Genomic DNA, 15,967 nt, shown 5'->3' on the forward strand with positions numbered 1-15,967 from the left:
TTTTGTACGTTCAAATTTTTCTTTAGACATTGCTAATGTTTCCTAAGAAGTGCGGTATAAAACAATCATATTTTACACCGCTGGTTTACAAAAATTATTTTTTACGCGCTTCAATTACTGCAGCTGCCACACTTGTTGGAGCTTCAGCATATTTTAACGGTTCCATTGAGTATGATGCACGACCTTGAGTTTGTGAACGTAAATCTGTTGCATAACCGAACATCTCAGAAAGTGGAACTTCAGCATCGATCTTAACAACAAACTCGTTCGCTTCTTGACCGTTAACCATAGCACGACGACGGCTTAAATCACCAATTACATCACCAACATATTCAGGTGGAGTTTCAACTTCAACTTTCATAATTGGCTCAAGTAATACTGGGTTTGCTTTTGAGAATGCTGCTTTAAATGCTAAAGACGCAGCAAGTTTAAATGCTAACTCAGATGAATCCACATCATGGTATGAACCGAAGTGTAAACGTACACCAAGATCAACTACTGGGTAACCAGCTAATGGACCAGATTTAAGTTGTTCTTGAATACCTTTATCAACGGCTGGAATGTATTCACCAGGAATTACACCACCTTTGATTTCGTTTACAAATTCATAACCAGGGCCTTCTGGATCTAATGGATATAAGTCAATAACAACGTGACCATATTGACCGCGACCACCAGATTGTTTAGCGTGTTTACCTTCTACATCATTAACACGAGTATGGATAGTTTCACGGTATGATACTTGTGGTTTACCAATATTGGCTTCCACTTTGAACTCACGTTTCATACGATCAACAATGATATCTAAGTGCAACTCACCCATACCAGAAATAATGGTTTCACCAGATTCCTCATCTGTGTGAACACGGAATGAAGGGTCTTCTTGTGCTAAACGACCTAATGCTAAGCCCATTTTTTCTTGGTCAGCTTTAGTTTTTGGTTCTACCGCAACAGAGATTACTGGCTCTGGGAATTCCATACGCTCAAGGATAATTGGCGCATCAATTGCACATAATGTATCACCAGTAGTTACATCTTTTAATCCGATAGCAGCTGCGATGTCACCTGCACGAACTTCTTTAATTTCTTCACGTTTATTAGCGTGCATCTGTACGATACGACCAAAACGTTCACGTTTTTGACGTACAGAATTCAATACTGTATCTCCAGAATTAATCACTCCAGAATATACACGGAAGAATGTTAAGTTACCTACGAATGGGTCAGTTGCAATTTTAAATGCTAATGAAGAGAATGGTTCTTCATCACTTGCGTGACGCTCACCTTCAGTTTCATCTGGATTGATACCTTTAATAGCAGGAATATCAGTTGGTGCTGGTAGGTATTCAACAACTGCATCAAGCATTGCTTGAACACCTTTGTTTTTGAACGCAGAACCACAGGTTACCAAAATAATTTCATTTGCTAATACACGCTGACGTAATGCTGACTTAATTTCTTCTTCAGTTAAGTCTTCGCCACCTAAGTATTTTTCCATTAATTCTTCTGACGCTTCAGCTGCCGCTTCAACAAGGTTTTGACGCCATTCTTCACAGTCTGCTTGCATATTAGCAGGCACTTCTTCATAAGTGAAAGTCATACCTTGGTCTGCTTCATTCCAATTGATCGCTTTCATTTTGATCAAATCAACTACACCTGTGAAGTTTTCTTCTGCACCAACAGGGAGTTGAAGAGGAATAGCATTAGCACCTAAGCGAGTTTTTAATTGTTCAACAACACGTAAGAAGTTCGCACCAGTACGGTCCATTTTATTTACGAACGCAATACGTGGAACTTCATACTTGTTAGCTTGACGCCATACGGTTTCAGATTGTGGTTGAACACCACCAACCGCACAGTAAACCATTACTGCGCCATCAAGAACACGCATAGAACGTTCTACTTCAACAGTAAAGTCCACGTGTCCCGGAGTATCGATAACATTGATACGATGTTGTGGGAATTGTTGTGACATACCAGACCAGAATGCAGTTGTTGCCGCAGAGGTAATGGTGATACCACGCTCTTGTTCTTGTTCCATCCAGTCCATCGTTGCTGCACCATCGTGCACTTCACCGATTTTGTGGCTAACACCAGTATAGAATAAGATACGCTCAGTAGTAGTGGTTTTACCCGCATCAATGTGCGCACTGATACCGATATTACGATATCTTTCAATAGGGGTTGTACGAGCCATTATTATAACCTTGTTTATTTAATATCAGTTTATATAAGGGTAAGGCTTCATCAATGATGAAGCCCTTTAAATTCAAAAACTTATTACCAACGGTAGTGAGCAAATGCTTTGTTAGCTTCAGCCATGCGGTGAACGTCTTCACGTTTTTTAACTGCTGCACCTTTATTATCTGAAGCATCAGATAATTCGTTTGCAAGGCGTAAAGCCATTGATTTATCACCACGTTTACGTGCTGCTTCAACGATCCAACGCATACCTAATGCGTTACGACGTACAGGGCGCACTTCAACTGGTACTTGGTAAGTAGAACCACCAACACGACGAGATTTAACCTCAACAGTTGGACGTACGTTTTCAAGTGCAACTTCAAACGCTTCTAAAGGTTCTTTACCTGTGCGTTGTGCTAAAGTTTCTAAAGCACCATAAACGATTGATTCAGCAACGGATTTTTTACCGTCTACCATGATTACATTAATAAATTTTGCAAGTAATTCTGAACCGAACTTCGGATCTGGAAGAATCTTGCGTGCTTCAATACTACGACGACGTGGCATTGCGAATTTCTCCGTATTTTAATCTTCAGGATATCCAAAACCCATCAGCAATATTTCTCTTTGAGAAAATTTGCAGCACAAAGTGCTTTTTGACTGGAGTTTATGGTTTAAATTTTTTTGCTAATTTAGACGTTTGGCCTTACTTAACGGAGAACCATTAAGCTTTAGGACGTTTAACGCCGTATTTAGAACGACCTTGTTTACGATCTTTAACGCCTGCGCAGTCTAATGCACCGCGTACTGTGTGGTAACGCACACCTGGTAAGTCTTTAACACGACCACCACGGATTAATACAACACTGTGTTCTTGAAGGTTGTGACCTTCACCACCAATATAAGAAGTTACTTCAAAACCGTTAGTTAAGCGGATACGACATACTTTACGTAACGCTGAGTTTGGTTTTTTAGGAGTTGTAGTATATACACGAGTACATACACCACGTTTCTGCGGGCAAGCCTCTAATGCAGGAACGTTGCTTTTTACAACCTTTTTCACACGCGGTTTGCGTACTAGCTGGTTGATAGTTGCCATTAAAAAAGCTCCAGTTTAAATGTTATTCAATAATAGAATGTTGTTCAAAAAATCTACTTCTATACAGAAATAGACGGCGAATTCTAATAGTTTTACGCTTTATTGTCAATAATTAAACAATATACTCCAGGCTTAAAACTAGATTAAAATTTACCGCACTTTTGTTTTTCAATAAAAAACTTTATTCCCCACGTTTTAGCATGCCTTGTTTTTTCAAATTAATCAGAATAATTGAAATAGCAGCAGGCGTTATACCTGAAATTCGGCTCGCTTGACCAATGGAAACCGGACGATGTAGTTCCAATTTCGCACGTACTTCATTAGATAAACCAGACACTTTGCTGTAATCAAAGTTAGCTGGAATAGCCGTATTTTCGTGGCGTTTTTGTTTTTTAATTTCTTCTTGTTGATGCTCAATATAGCCTTGATATTTAATAGCAATTTCTACTTGTTCTACGGCTTCTCTATCTTCCATTGCCGGTTTGTATGGCGTTAAAGAAGTCAAAATATCGTAGGTCATTTCTGGACGGCGTAATAAATCTTCACCGCTGGCTTCACGCACAAGTGGACTGCCAAGCACTTTATTGGCTTCTTCTAAATATTCAGAACGCGGATGCAGCCAAATGCTGCGTAAGCGCTGGCGTTCTTGCTCAATCTTTTCCATTTTTTGATTAAAGCGTGCCCAGCGAGCCTCATCAATCAAACCTAATTCATGGGCAATTGGCGTTAAACGAATATCTGCATTGTCTTCACGTAATAACAAACGGTATTCAGCACGAGAAGTGAATACACGATACGGTTCTTTAGTACCGAGCGTACAAAGGTCATCAACCAATACTCCAGTATAAGATTGATCACGACGTGGATACCATGCCTCTTTCTCTTGTACATAAAGACCTGCGTTAATCCCCGCCAATAAGCCTTGTGCCGCTGCTTCTTCATAACCCGTTGTACCGTTAATTTGACCTGCGAAGAATAAACCTGAAATAGCTTTTGTTTCTAACGTTGGTTTTAAGTCACGTGGATCAAAATAGTCATATTCAATGGCATAACCTGGTTTGATAATGCGAGCTTTTTCTAAACCTTTCATAGAATTAACAATACCCATTTGCACATCAAATGGCAAACTGGTAGAAATCCCATTTGGATACACTTCGTTACTGGTTAATCCTTCTGGTTCCAAATAGATTTGATGTGAATTACGATCCGCAAAACGCATCACTTTATCTTCAATGGATGGGCAATAACGTGGGCCGACCCCTTCTATCACACCAGTATACATTGGACTGCGATCCAAGTTATTACGGATCACTTCATGGGTTTGTTCATTAGTGTGGGTGATATAACAAGGAATTTGTTGCGGGTGATCAGATACCGATCCCATAAAAGAAAATACAGGTAACACCGCATCACCATGCTGTTTAGCTAAAATATCAAAATTGATCGTGCGTGCATCAATACGTGGTGGTGTACCTGTTTTAAGGCGATCTACACGTAATCCGAGATCTCTTAATCTATATGAAAGATTTACAGAAGCAGGATCTCCAGCACGACCACCTTCATAATTTTCCAAACCAATATGAATTTTACCGGCTAAGAAAGTACCTGCAGTTAATACCACTGATTTAGCACGAAAAATTAATCCCATTTTTGTGCTAACGCCTGTAACTCGATCTTGCTCAATTAGAATATCTGTCGCTTCTTGTTGGAAAATATCTAAATTAGGTTGATTTTCTAATGCTGTACGAACAGCTTGACGATATAAAACTCTGTCAGCTTGAGCTCGAGTAGCACGTACTGCTGGACCTTTACTACTATTTAAAGTACGAAATTGAATTCCTGCTTTATCTGCAGTATGCGCCATCAAACCACCCATAGCATCTACTTCTTTTACTAAATGACCTTTACCGATCCCACCAATTGCAGGATTACAAGACATTTGCCCTAAAGTATCTACATTATGTGTTAATAAAAGGGTTTTTAATCCCATTCGAGCTGGTGCAAGCGCAGCTTCTGTACCCGCATGGCCACCACCGATCACAATCACATCATAAGTTTCAGTGTAAAACATATCTATCTCTATTTATTCGGATCAAAAAATTGGCGTTATTCTACAGAAATTTAAAACACCTGACAAAAAAAGAATGGATCTATTGATCCTTTGAAAGATCAGGTTTGTATTAGTAAATAAGATCTCTTTTTTTATATATAAAGATCTTATTATTGTTACTATTAAGATCCTTTGTAATTGTGAGTAAACTTATTAGATCCTTACGGAAACTGGTGTTATAGGATCTAAAGATCTTGTGAAAATGCGATCATTTTCTTTAAAAATCTTGTGTGTAAAATGGAAAGTTATTAACAACTTTATTTTTTCTCAAAGTTATCAAGTGAGTAAAAACAGTTTTATGACAGATTATTTATGAGTTATCCACAGATAAAAATGAATTTTTATTGAAATCTCTATAATTTAGCTTTTTTTAAATAATTAATTTTATTAAATGTAAGTTTTATGATTTGACTTTGTAGTTACTACAGGTTTTATGCTTCTTTCAAATCAAATAGTTAAGGAAATAAAATGAAAGAAGTTTCTCTAGTAAAAAATTATACTCCTAAAGAATATCAGCAGCATGCATCTTGCCCTCATAGTCAAATTTCTAAAAATAAAATGGTATTAGGCATCAGTTTTGCAATTATTACCTTTTATATGGTTGTTGAATTTCTAGGGGGATATTGGTTTAACAGCCTTACTTTGATGGCTGATGCTGGGCATATGGCAAATGATAGTTTATCTATTTTTTTAGCATGGATTGGGTTATTTTTAAGTCTAAAATGGCAAAAATGGTTAGCTTTAATCAATGGAATTTCATTAGTTTGGGTCGCTATTTGGATTTTTATTGAGGCTGTAACACGTTGGCAGGCTCCGATAGAAATAGCCGCTTTGCCAATGTTAGGTGTAGCTTTACTAGGGTTTGGGATTAATTTGTTGGTAGCTTTTATAATGCTAAAAAGTAATCGCCATAATTTGAATATTCGTGCAGCATATTTGCATGTTTTAGTAGATTTATTTGGTTCGGTTGTTGCTATTATTGCAGGAATAAGTGCTTGGTGGTTAAATTGGCAGTGGGTTGATGTAGTTGCTAGTGGTATCTTAAGCATTTTTGTATTACAAAGCGGTATTTCTACAGTTTTTCAAGCTATTAAATCCTTATATAGTAGCGATGACAATTCATTGCCGAATGATCATTCTCATTAAAGTAAAAAATTGTTTGAGGAAATAATGAAAATTAATGAATTAAGTAAATCTACACATACTAATATTGAAACTATTCGCTACTATGAGAAACAAGGAGTATTACCTCCATCTAAGCGATTGGCTAATGGTTATCGATTTTATGATGAAGAGAGTATAGAGCAATTAAACTTTATTAAAAAATGTCGAATGTTGGGCTTCTCTTTAGAGAATATTCGGGAACTCAATCGTATTAGATTTAGTACGAAAGATCATTATCAAGCAGATCAATTAGTACTTAATCAGCTTATTCAAGTAGAAAATAAAATATCTCAATTATTAGAAATTAAAGCTTTTTTGCAGTCTATTGTTACCGAAAATGAACATAATGAAGAAGAATGTAAAGCAATAGAAGGGTTGAAAAGCGAATGCAATTTGTAAAAGAAAGAAGATAGATTCATGAAAATACTTAAAAATTTGACCGCACTTTAGAAGAAAAAATGCCATCTAAATTTTAGATATTTAGGCGGCATTTTATTTTTCTAATTATTACTTAGATAAATCAATTTGGTATACAGCAAATCCAACTTCATCTGTACCCACCTGTTTCATCGGGTATTGTGCTTTTTCTGCGATAAATTTCGCTGCTTGTTCGCTTGGCGATGTTTCAAAACGGACATCTAATTTATCGTTACCTGTGATAGGCACAAAACGCCAGTTTTTATCCGCATTTGGATTGACTGAACCCTCTTTCTCACTGGTTGCTTTAATATAATCAGCCAAAATTTGACGGCTTTCATCAGGCGAAGCGTAAACAATATGTTTATCACCAGTACCCGGGAATTTATTGCCATAAGCACGATAGTTATTAGTTGCAATCAAAAATTCTGCTTTTGGATCAACTGGTTTACCTTGATAAGTGAGATTCACTACACGATGAGATTCTGGGTTGATTAATTTGCATTCTCCATCGTAACGAGCAGGTTTGGTTAGATCGTATTCATAATTGACTCCATCAATTACATCAAAGTTGTAAGTGCGGAAACCTTCCCAATCAATTAATGATTGAGGTTTGTCACTTGTAGGGTCAATTTGTTTAAACATACCTGCACTACATTCTAACCATTCTTTTAATTGCTCGCCTGTTGCTTTAACAACTACTAATGTATTTGGATAGAGATATAAGTCCGCAGCATTACGGAAAGTTAATTTACCTTCATTTACTTCGGTATAGCCCGTTGGGTCATTTTTACGACCACCCGCTTTAAATGGAGCACCTGCACTTAAAATAGGCAAACCAGCCATTTCTGCCACACTTGGTGCCACTTTTTCAACGTATGCTTTTTGTGCTTGGTTTACAATTTGAATGGTTGGGTCATCTTGCACCAACGCCAAGAAGCTGTACATATTATCTGTTGCTTTACCAATAGGTTGAGAAACAAATTTACGTGTCGCTTCGTGAACTGGTTTTAAAAGTGCGGTAATTTCTGGGTCATTTTCTGCAAGCACTTTTTTATTTTTAGCATCATAGATTGGACGAAGTACCGCTTTTCCAGAGGTAACAATCCATTTGCCTTTGTGTTCTGTTAAGCCTAAATCCACCACGCTGATATTATTTGCCCAGTAACCAGCCATACTTTCTGGTACGCCTTTTACGGTACCATTTACGATGTCTGCATTTGGTGATTTCGCAAATTCTTTATTTGGGAATAAACGGTGTGAGTGACCAAAAATAACGGCGTCAATATGTGGTACATCAGCTAGATAGAATGCTGAGTTTTCAGCACCTTCTTGATAAGGTTCATCAGATGGGCCTGTGTGAGCTAATGCAACGATAATATCAGCCCCTTTTTTCTTCATTTCAGGTACATATTTTTGCGCTGTTTTTACAATATCATGGGTTTCCACTTTACCTTGAAGGTTCGCTTTATCCCAAACCATAATTTGCGGTGGCACAAAGCCGATGTAACCAATTTTTAATTTATGTGTTTTGCCATTATTATCCACCACAGATTTTTCTTGAATGACATAAGGTGTGAAATAAGGTTCTTCTGTCCCCGCTTTTACTACGTTCGCATTCACAATTGGGAATTTAGCTTGTTTGATGGCATCTGCAAGATAATTGAGACCATAGTTAAATTCGTGGTTACCTAATGTACCCACTTCATAATTCATCGCATTTAAACAATCGACCGCAGGGTTAGATTTACCCTCTTTATAGCCTTGTGCAGCTTGATAGTCTGCAATTGGATTACCTTGAATTAGGTCACCGTTATCTACTAATACACTATTTTTCACTTCAGCACGTGCTTGACGAATAAGGCTTGCTGCACGAGTAAAACCGAATTTATCGGTTGGTGCATCTTTATAATAGTCAAAATCGGTCAAGAAGCTATGAACATCTGTTGTTGCCACAATGCGTAAATCAACATCGCTCTTTCCTTTTGCCATCGCAAAACGGTTTGCACTTAACGCTAGGATGCTAGTTGCTCCAATTTGAATAAAATGACGTCTGTTCATCATAGAGTTTTCCTTATTAGGGTGAGTAAATATTCCCTTTATTCTAAGAAAAATAGCGGATTCTTAAAAGAAAGGAGTAAAAATATTTTTATTTAATTAAGCTAATAATCTTTGTACTAAAGAAGTATAAATATTAACTCCTGTAAGCAATTGATTTTCATCAAAATCAAATTCAGCTTCATGATGACCTGCTGTGCGATCTGCACCAAGAATGAAGTAAATAGCTTTGCCTCCATGTTCTTGTACACGTCTACCTAAAATAGTCGCATCTTCACTTGCATTGAAAGCATAATCTGAATTTACGTTATTTATTTGTGGTTGTTCAAGAGATATTTCTTCGATGAGTTTTATAAGTTCAACATCGTTATTCATATCCACGGCTTCACCTACAATTTCAGTTTCATATGCGACATCAAAACTTATGGAGATACCTTTAGCTATTTGCATGACTTGTTCAGTCATGTATTCATTAATTGCTTTATTTTCTCCCCGCACTTCTAATTGTAATTCAGCAGAGGATGGAATGACATTTCTTCCTTCACCCGCTTTTAGCACACCCACATTAATTCTTGTCATGCCTTCACCATGGCGTGCAATACCATGAAGTTGAGTGACTGTATGCGCTGCAGCTAATAAAGCATTACGACCTAAATGGGGGGCAGCACCTGCATGTGCAGGTTTACCTTTATAGCGAATATCAATTTTTGTTGTGGAAAGAAAATTTCTTGGATTAGCAATAATAGTGCCTGTATTCGCACAAAAACTAATGTGTGAAGAAGCAAAATAATCTGCATCATCAATTATGCCACTTTGTGCAATGGCTGCTGCACCACGAACACCTTCTTCTGCTGGTTGGAATACAATTTTTACTTTTCCAGTGAGTTTATCTTTATTCTGAGCGATCCATAATGCAACGCCTAAACCTATTGTAATATGTGAATCATGTCCACAAGCATGCATAAAACCATCGTTAATTGAGGCAAAACCTTCTTTATTTGGAATATGCTCTGGTGAGTGCGTTTCCGTTACATTCACACAGTCTATATCAAAACGTAACGCGATAGTTTTCCCTAGTTTACCCGAATCAAATAATGCTACACAACCAGTGTACCCTTCCATTTTTTCGAGCCATTTTTCATTGGCTCCATAGGCTTTTGCATTAGCTAAGCCTTTATCTACTACGGCTTGTTTTCGTCCACGAACAAATTCAGGGTTTATAATCTGTTTACCAAGAAAAATTTCAAAACAACCTAAGTCTTCCAAGTAATCCGCAATACGAGAAGTTGTCCAAAATTCACTCCAACCAATTTCTGGGAAACGATGAAATTCACGACGCCATTTAACAAGTTGATTTAAATCTAAATTCATTTTTTTCTCCTTTAAAAGTCTATAAAAACAGACCGCACTTAAATAAAGTGCGGTCAATTTTTTACTATTTTTACAACATAAATAATGCTAAGAATAAAACAGCAAGTATCATACCTGGTGCGGTACGTTTTACTATTTCTACAGGGCTTACCATCGCAAGACCTGCACAAACAATAGTTACGCCTGCAATTGGTGAAGCTGTACGACCAATTGCACCAGCAATCGCTGCTGCCATACCAAGATTTACGTGAGTGTAGCCGAGTTCTACAGCATGTGGCGTGACGGCAGTGTTAAAGGCAATCGCTGCTGCATCGCCAGAGCCTGTAATTAAGCCCATTAAGAATGGTCCAATTGTTGCACCCCAACGTACAAATTCGTTGGATTCTTTTAAGAAAGAAATTGCAGCATCAACCGCACCCGTAGATTTTAATCCTGCTACAAATACGCTGGCTGCAATGATGATACCAAGTACGTTTGCATAAGAATTTCCCATACCATTGAAAAATTCTTCAGTGATTTTTACTGGGGAAATACGAGTTACTATAATGCCGTAAATTGCGCCAATAAGCATCGCTTGAGGAACGCCCATTTTAGTCCATTCAAGACCCGGTACTTGTTGTAATGACGTTCCACCAATTACTAAAATAACTAATGGTATTAATGGTGCAAGGGCATAAAGTACATTGACGCCTTCAACAACTTTAATTTCACTTTCTTTTTGTTCTGCAAGATAAGCTTGGCGATGTTGTTCACCATAATCTTTAAAAACAAGCGCAAGAATTGTTAAAACAATAGCACCTATTGCACCTGCGATTATATTGTAAGGTGCGTGAGAAAGATTGACTTGTGTAATGGTTAAACCTGACATTTCACTAATCATTGCTGAGTGAGAAGAACCAGGGCTCATCATTGATCCAAACGTCCCTGCTAAAATAGCTGCACCAGCAGTAGCTGGTCGAACACCCGCACTTTTTAAAACAGGAATTAATGTTGCTCCAACCGCAGCAGCACAACCAGCAGCAGAAGGAATAGCAATATTGATGAAAAAGGTGATGACTGTTGCAATCGGAATTAAGAAGAATTTTAATCCGCTTAATGGTTTGGTAAGTAAATGCACTAGATGAGTATCACATTGAGTGTATTTCATTACATAAGCAAAACCCATACTGGAACAGATAGCCATAATTAATCCGCCAGATGTCATGCTTTTGGCAAAAGCATCTAATGCGCCCATTGGATTAAGCGTTAGAATGGACATTATTAAACCGACACCAATTAAAACTGTTCGGGTTTCGGCTTTTTTAATCAGAAAATAAATTGTGGCAATAATGCCAATCACTGCAACGATGGATTTGAATAATTCCATTATATGTTCCTTTTAAGTTAATAAGAAAAAGTTGTATTGATATCAAATGTGCCACATTCCATATTTTCACTGAAGCACAAAATAGGATTTTCACCCAACACAGTTGCCATTTCATTTTGTATATGAAGTGCAGAACCTTCAGGCAATGCATATACAAGTGCGGTTGGATTAACGAGTAAAAATTCTGCTAAACGTTCTTCTCGGCTTTCACCATTGTGGCCTTGCATTTTACCTGAAATAAAGTGCGGATTAATTTGATGAGGAAAAAGCTGTAATGCTTGAAATGAAGGAGGATAAGTAATCGGCATATCATTAGTTGTCATAATGGATACACCAGCTACATTTGCCCCAGCACTCCAACCAAAATAAGGCGTACCGTTATTCACTTTTTCACGAATGATATCAATCAAATTGTGTTCATAAAGTTGTTTTAACAAACAAAATGTATTCCCGCCGCCAATAGCGATGATATCTGCTTGTTCAATAATATCTCGATGCTGTTTACCATGATGAACGGAAACAATATTCATCCCTAAATCAGAAAGTGCATTTTGCACAGTTTTTTCATATTCATCAAAAGTGCGGCGTACCCCAGCATAAGGCACAAAAGCAATTGTTTTACCACGATAATCAGTCAGGAAATTTTGTAACCAAGGTAGGGTATGTTCAAGATAACCTGTGTTCTTGTATTTTGAGCTACTGAGCAGTAACATGTTTTTCATATTTATAATCCTTTTTAGGGATGAAAAGTTATTGCTATTATGCCTAAGCTAAAAACAAAATCCAGCATAAAAGCTGGATTTTTATGAATTGCGTAGCATTATTGATTTAGTTGAAAACGATGCTTTTCAGAAATTAAAAATGACAAAAGCCACCTTTTAGGTGGCTTTGTCTCAATATTGTAGGGGGGGGTGATAATGCTATCAGTGACCAACGTTCCCTATCGTCGGGGCGGAGTCTATGGTTAAATAATTCAAATGTCAAGTGATAAGTAGGATTATATGTTATCAGCAACGCAATTTCTTGTTTTAGAAAAAGCATTTAGTAAGGAAAGATTATCTACATACAAAAACTATGTGAAAAATAAAACTTCACAATAAAAAATGAGGATTTCCTGTTATATGAGTGTCAAACTCAATCTAAACAGGAAATCCTCGTATTTTATTTTTACAACAGGTTAGAATTCAAACTGAACTGACATTCTATAGTTTCGTTCAGGTGCATAGAAACGGTTTATACCTAATCCCGTATCTTGATTAATCATATTACTTGTACCAAATGGTCGAATTGATCTCGCTGAATCCCAAGTAATATATTTTCTATTAGTTAAATTATACACACCAGCTCTTAAAGTAAGATTTTTAATTGGTTTGATATATCCTAACAAATCAATGGTTGTATAAGATTCACTTCTCCATTTAATTGTGCTGTCTTTTTTCTTTTCTTCTTTATAGAACATATTATAAGTATCTTCTGCATTTTTAGCTGATGCATGAGAGATATAAAGATCTAGACCATATTTATCATCAGGGTGAACATAACTTACTCCATAAACAGCTGTTCTAGGCTGAATTGCATTCATTGGTATATTGCCATTTATTCTGCCTTTTTGATAGGTGTATTTATAGCTTAAACTGAAACCATTGAATAATTTAGTAATATTTCCTAAGGATATTTGTGAAGCAATTTCAAAACCAGTTACTTTAGCATTTGGTCTATTTACATTTTGATAAAAATGAAATGGTATTAGTTTTGAGTGCCCATGAACCTCACGACTCCCTTGATAGGATAAATCAATAAAGTTTTGATATCTGGTATCAAAAACAGAAGTTGTAATATATCCCATGTCATTATGCACAGTTAAAGATAACTCTTTGGTTTTTGCTGTTTCTGGTTGAAGATCTCTATTTGGTCGAATAGAAAAATCTGGATGTTTGAATGTAAAGTAGATTTCATCACTTGTTGGTGCTCGGAATCCCTTACTATATTTTGCCTGTAAACGTAACCAATTTAACGGATCAAGTGTTGTACCAAAAGAGTAGGAACTTGCAGAAAATTTTTTCGGTTGTGCAATTTCTTTAATATTTGCTGCAGCATTGGCTTCTTTTTTTGATAATTCATCAGGATCTGAATCTGCTTTACGTGCATCAAATGTTGGTGTGGTGATATAAAGATTTGTCACCATATCATCAGGGATTTTTGGTGTTTTTCCAGGAATATATTCTGGTTCATATTTCACTCGATCATAACGATAACCTAAATTAAAAGCTACATAGTTATTCACACGGAAATCATTAATAAAATATAACGCACCTTTTTTCGTTTTCACTGGAATGAGGAAAGAGAACACATTGACATTATTACATAATGTACTAGTCCGTTCTGGATTTAACGTTGGTTTCGCATTAGGAGCCATTGGTGGCGAAAAGGTCGCACAATTATGTGGATATTGAGCCCACCATTTTACATTTAGAGGAGTATCTCCAGCTAGATTGGTCATTGATTTTTCCATTTCAGACCATAAACCACCATAAGACAAATCGTGCTGTGTTTTACCTAATTCTAGATGTTTTGTTAAGTCAAGGTTAATTTGTTTGGTTTCACTTGTTAAGTCACGTTGCGACCAAAGGTTTGCCTGATAACCCTTTTTATTTGGCATAAATAGGTATGGACCAGATAGCTGATCATTGGATTCAGCCTTTGTTTTGGCATATTTTTTGCCATCTTTTTCAATTACCTCAAAAGGAATATCTACAGTAGCTCCATCTTTGTTAAAGCCTTTTATTTTTCTTTCATTACAATTTAAGGCATCACAACTAAAAAGATAACTGACGTTAGTCGGCAATCTTTGTTGATCAGAGATAACGTTTTTATCTGCTTCAGATAAAAGATCGTATTTTTTACCATTGATTTCAAAGGTGTTTTCTTTTTTGGAAATTGTGATTTCATAAGTACAAACATTGCTAGTATCTTTATCATCTTCTAAGCAAAATGGGTAAATTTTTACATTTGGATATTTTTTTCTGAGAACATCCCAATCAACTTTTTCGTGTCGCCATTTTCCTTTTTTAGTTAAAGGAAGTTCTTCTTGAATTGTTTTTTTACTGTCAAGGTTTTTATAAACAGCAGGTTTACCATCTTTTCCAACAAGTTGATTATCCTGATTATATTTCATTCCAAGCGGATTTCCCGCCAAGGCACATTTGTCATTCCCATCGCAATAATCGTCTGTTCTTGCGCTTGTAGTAATTTTTTGGTGGGAATAGGTGATTTTTAAGGTATCCCAAAATGGTGTTTCAGTAAAATTCTCATAAACAAAAGCGATATTTTTACGTTCTACTTTATCGTTAGTATGACGTAATTCTTCTTCATCATATGTCATATACTCCGTGTTTGGTTTTAGAGTATAAGAAAAATCATGACCTTTAGAAGTTTGTTTATATAAATCTGCAACAACTGAGAAACGGTGATTTTCTGTTGGTTGGAAACCAATTTTTAAAAGTGCACTATCTTGGGTTCTTCTATAAGGATCTGCTTTTTCTCTCGTTTTTCCTTGAATTTTATCGTTATAATTTTTATAACCATAGTTTTCTAATTCATGACCTTTACGTGATGTAATTATCGCAATTGCATCAAAATACTTATAACGCCCAGCAAGAGTGAGCGTTTGAAGATTTTGGTTATCTGCTGTGTTATAGCCTCTTTTATAGGAAGCGTAGTAATTTTTGTTAAGTAAATAATCTCTAGCATCTTTTGTATCAAAACTTACTGAACCACCTAATGCCCCACTACCAGATTTTAAAGAATCAGCTCCTTTTCGAATTGTAACTTGTTTTAGCGTTTCTATTTCTGCGCTATTACGCGTATTATTAAAATTTCCATATCCTTCAAATAATTCTTTAAACCCTTGTGAAGAGATAGTTTCCGCTTGATGCAGTCCATCTATTTGAACGGCTACACGGTTTTCTTCCACTCCTCGAACTGCAAAGCCACTATTTCCAAAGCGTCCTGCTTCTACGACAGTAATTCCTGTTTCATAACGCACGAGATCTTTAACATCTTGTGCTTGTTCTTTTTCTAATTTTTTAGCTGTTTTTACAGTTTCGGCAATTTTTGGCGGAGCTTTTGTATCACTATTTTCGGTTGAGCCAGATACATTTATTTGCTCTAGTTGTTCAGAAGCATTACTATTTTGGTT

At 36.5% G+C, this 15,967-nt stretch carries 11 protein-coding genes; 2 read left to right on the top strand and 9 right to left on the bottom strand.

All coding sequences use genetic code 11. The annotated features are described in order from the left end of the window. Positions 1-94: 94 nt before the first annotated feature. The 4 genes from fusA to mnmG all read right to left on the bottom strand — a co-directional run bounded on the left by fusA (position 95) and on the right by mnmG (position 5,354). Positions 95-2,197 carry an elongation factor G gene (gene fusA / locus HMPREF2644_RS00095; protein ID WP_070828142.1) on the bottom strand — a complete coding sequence of 701 codons (2,103 nt, stop codon included), beginning with the start codon at positions 2,195-2,197 and terminating at the stop codon, positions 95-97. Positions 2,198-2,280: 83 nt separating this feature from the next. Further along, positions 2,281-2,751 (bottom strand): 30S ribosomal protein S7, encoded by a 471-nt coding sequence (gene rpsG / locus HMPREF2644_RS00100; protein WP_038440497.1) that lies wholly within the window; start codon positions 2,749-2,751, stop codon positions 2,281-2,283. A 157-nt stretch (positions 2,752-2,908) separates the two neighbouring features. Next, complete coding sequence (gene rpsL / locus HMPREF2644_RS00105) at positions 2,909-3,283, bottom strand: 30S ribosomal protein S12 (RefSeq protein WP_005543325.1); 375 nt, start codon at positions 3,281-3,283, stop codon at positions 2,909-2,911. A gap of 181 nt (positions 3,284-3,464) precedes the next feature. After that, positions 3,465-5,354, bottom strand: coding sequence for a tRNA uridine-5-carboxymethylaminomethyl(34) synthesis enzyme MnmG (gene mnmG / locus HMPREF2644_RS00110; RefSeq protein ID WP_070828143.1), 1,890 nt, complete (start codon positions 5,352-5,354; stop codon positions 3,465-3,467). 507 nt (positions 5,355-5,861) lie between these two features. Here mnmG and HMPREF2644_RS00115 point away from each other — a divergent pair. Further along, positions 5,862-6,539, top strand: coding sequence for a cation diffusion facilitator family transporter (locus HMPREF2644_RS00115; protein WP_005657907.1), 678 nt, complete (start codon positions 5,862-5,864; stop codon positions 6,537-6,539). A 24-nt stretch (positions 6,540-6,563) separates the two neighbouring features. Then, the gene (locus HMPREF2644_RS00120; protein WP_005690151.1) at positions 6,564-6,956 is read left to right on the top strand and encodes a MerR family transcriptional regulator; all 393 of its coding nucleotides are present in this window, start codon (positions 6,564-6,566) and stop codon (positions 6,954-6,956) included. A gap of 108 nt (positions 6,957-7,064) precedes the next feature. Here HMPREF2644_RS00120 and cpdB read toward each other — a convergent pair whose 3' ends face one another. From cpdB to HMPREF2644_RS00145, 5 genes are all read right to left on the bottom strand, one after another. Then, positions 7,065-9,038 (bottom strand): 2',3'-cyclic-nucleotide 2'-phosphodiesterase, encoded by a 1,974-nt coding sequence (gene cpdB / locus HMPREF2644_RS00125; protein WP_005690153.1) that lies wholly within the window; start codon positions 9,036-9,038, stop codon positions 7,065-7,067. Positions 9,039-9,131: 93 nt separating this feature from the next. Further along, positions 9,132-10,403 carry a M20 family metallo-hydrolase gene (locus tag HMPREF2644_RS00130; protein WP_065251651.1) on the bottom strand — a complete coding sequence of 424 codons (1,272 nt, stop codon included), beginning with the start codon at positions 10,401-10,403 and terminating at the stop codon, positions 9,132-9,134. 70 nt (positions 10,404-10,473) lie between these two features. Continuing rightward, positions 10,474-11,769, bottom strand: coding sequence for a C4-dicarboxylate transporter DcuC (gene dcuC / locus HMPREF2644_RS00135; RefSeq protein ID WP_070828144.1), 1,296 nt, complete (start codon positions 11,767-11,769; stop codon positions 10,474-10,476). Positions 11,770-11,786: 17 nt separating this feature from the next. After that, positions 11,787-12,491 carry a dipeptidase PepE gene (gene pepE, locus HMPREF2644_RS00140; RefSeq protein WP_070828145.1) on the bottom strand — a complete coding sequence of 235 codons (705 nt, stop codon included), beginning with the start codon at positions 12,489-12,491 and terminating at the stop codon, positions 11,787-11,789. A 455-nt stretch (positions 12,492-12,946) separates the two neighbouring features. Continuing rightward, positions 12,947-15,967 (bottom strand): TonB-dependent hemoglobin/transferrin/lactoferrin family receptor (locus HMPREF2644_RS00145; RefSeq protein WP_070828146.1); only part of this gene is annotated, 3,021 nt, incomplete at its 5' end.

It is taken from the genome of Haemophilus sp. HMSC071C11, from assembly GCF_001837655.1.
In the GTDB taxonomy this organism is placed as follows: domain Bacteria; phylum Pseudomonadota; class Gammaproteobacteria; order Enterobacterales; family Pasteurellaceae; genus Haemophilus; species Haemophilus influenzae.